We start from the raw sequence: 1,300 nt of genomic DNA on the forward strand, positions 1-1,300 counted from the left end.
GCGGCGATGCTCGCCGGGCGGATCGTCCAGTCGTTGTTGGTGAAGCGGATCAGGTCGCCGTCGACGGGGCCTGCGACAGCGATGCTGGCGACGGGCGGGGGTTCGCGGCCGAGATCACGCGCGAACGCCTTCCAGGCGCCGGCGAGGCCGGCATGCTCGGCGGTCTTATATGTGTACACCTCGCCCAAGGTAGGGCGCGCGTCCTCATGCAGTTCGGCGACCGCGAAGCGGGCATGGGTCCCGCCCAGGTCGACCGCGACGATCTCACGCAAAGCCCCTCTCCTTCGGGGGAGGGGTGTCATGATTGCGAAGGTTCACAGCCCCGCCGCCGCCAGCATCGCCGACCCGCCCCGCTCGGCGGTGTCGGCGCCCGCGCGCATGAAGGCGAACAGCTCGCAGCCGGTGCCGACATGCGCGGGCGGGGGAACCGCATCCGCACGCGCTTCCCATTCGGCGGCGTCGACCAGCGCGACGATCTCGCCGCGCTCGCCGCACAGCCGGACGACGTCGCCGTCCCTGAGCTTCGCGATGGGCCCGCCGCCCAGCGCCTCGGGGCTGAGGTGGATCGCGGCAGGCACCTTGCCCGAGGCACCCGACATCCGCCCGTCGGTGACCAGCGCCACCCGAAAGCCSCGGTCCTGCAGCACGCCGAGCGGCGGGGTCAGCTTGTGGAGTTCGGGCATGCCGTTGGCCTTCGGGCCCTGGAAGCGCACCACCACCACCACGTCRCGGTCGAGCTCGCCCGCCTTGAACGCGGCGGTGACCTGGTCCTGGTCGTCGAACACGCGGGCCGGCGCCTCGATCGTCCAGCGGCCCCGCTCGACCGCGCTCGTCTTGAAGGTGCCGCGCCCGAGATTGCCCTGCACCAGCCGCATGCCGCCGTCGGGCTGGAAGGGACGCGCGTGCGGGCGCAGCATCGCGTCGTCGAGCGGCTCGGATGGCGCGTCGGCCCAGGCCAGTGCTTCGCCGTCGAGCCGGGGCTCCCTCGCATAGGCGCCRAGGTCGTCGCCAGCGACGGTCAGGATGTCGCGGTGGAGATAGCCGCCGTCGAGCAGGGTCGCGATGACATAGGCCATGCCGCCCGCCGCCTGGAAATGGTTCACGTCGCCCGCGCCGTTGGGATAAACCCTGGCGATCAGCGGCACCGCCGMSGACAGCCGGTCGATATCCTCCCAGTCGATCACGATCCCCGCCGCCCGCGCGATCGCCGGCAGATGGATGACATGGTTGGTCGAGCCGCCGGTCGCGAGCAGGCCGACCGCCGCGTTGACGACCGCCTTCTCGTCGACGCAGCGCCCCA

The 1,300-nt window shown here is 72.0% G+C and carries 2 protein-coding genes; both read right to left on the bottom strand.

The window, feature by feature from the left end; translation table 11 throughout:
• A partial coding sequence (locus tag ASE22_RS07320) for a glucokinase (RefSeq protein ID WP_235538148.1) occupies positions 1-272 on the bottom strand: 272 nt, incomplete at its 3' end.
• Between the two features lie 42 nt (positions 273-314).
• The coding region (locus ASE22_RS07325; RefSeq protein ID WP_200956576.1) for a dihydroxy-acid dehydratase domain-containing protein at positions 315-1,300 on the bottom strand (986 nt) is incomplete at its 5' end.

Origin of the sequence: Sphingomonas sp. Root720 (genome assembly GCF_001428605.1) — a bacterium.
GTDB lineage: Bacteria > Pseudomonadota > Alphaproteobacteria > Sphingomonadales > Sphingomonadaceae > Rhizorhabdus.